Source organism: Fundicoccus ignavus, assembly GCF_009659375.1.
In the GTDB taxonomy this organism is placed as follows: domain Bacteria; phylum Bacillota; class Bacilli; order Lactobacillales; family Aerococcaceae; genus Fundicoccus; species Fundicoccus ignavus.
The window spans coordinates 1-857 of sequence record NZ_WJQT01000055.1; the positions used below are offsets into that span (position 1 = coordinate 1).

Genomic DNA, 857 nt, shown 5'->3' on the forward strand with positions numbered 1-857 from the left:
ATGGTGGATAAATAAGCTCGCTTATCCTGACCATATAAGCAATAAGTAATGTCTGTTAATAAAACAGTTCGTGGACCAAAGGCTTTGAACTGTCGTTGAACGAGATTCGGTTTGATGGAATGTTCTTGAGTTTCTCGAATAATTCGTTTACGGGTACGGGGTCTACGATGCTTGCAGTAGAGCCCATACTTGCGCATTAAGCGTAAAATCTTTTTACGATTCATGACCGTTCGTTCATGCAATAAAGTCATGTGAATACTACGACTTCCTTTTTGATAACGGTGCTTAAAAAACGCTTTTAAGATGGTTTTGAAATCTTCTTGATCCGCTTGATCTCGTTGTTGCTGATTAGGTCTTGTCACGTTCAGCCAATTATAATAGCCAGAGCGAGACACGCCCGCAACCTTGCAGAGCCAATATAAAGATAACAGGTTACCTGCTTCATTTAGCGTTGCTTCAATTAAACTATACTTAATCTGCGTGTTGCTTAAGGCGTGTCCTGCATCTGATCGATCCAAATGTTTTTTTTTAAGAATCGATTCTCTTGTTCAACATACTTGAGTTGATGTTCTAATCGTTTTATTCGTTCCTTATCACTCATTTTCTTTGGGTCATTTTTTTCTTTTTTAGCTTCTAAATAGGCTTGGAAATTAGGGTAATGATTTAAGAGAGTAATCAGGCTGGAAGCACGCTTTCTTCCAATTAATTCTGGACCTAAACCAACAGAGCGTAACCAGTCAATCCCAGATTCAAATTGATCTTTTTGTTGATAATAGAGCGCTCTTAACTCGTCAGTGTAACGAATCTGCGATTGTGTGACTGATAAGATATAAGGAGATAATCTTAATTGATCGATA

At 37.9% G+C, this 857-nt stretch carries 2 protein-coding genes; both read right to left on the reverse strand.

Annotated elements, in window-relative coordinates:
- Positions 1-518: IS3 family transposase (locus GF867_RS13620; protein ID WP_153833625.1), on the reverse strand; the 518-nt coding region annotated here is incomplete at its 3' end.
- A partial coding sequence (locus GF867_RS13790; RefSeq protein WP_216650311.1) for an HTH domain-containing protein occupies positions 488-857 on the reverse strand: 370 nt, incomplete at its 5' end. The genes GF867_RS13790 and GF867_RS13620, both read right to left, overlap by 31 nt.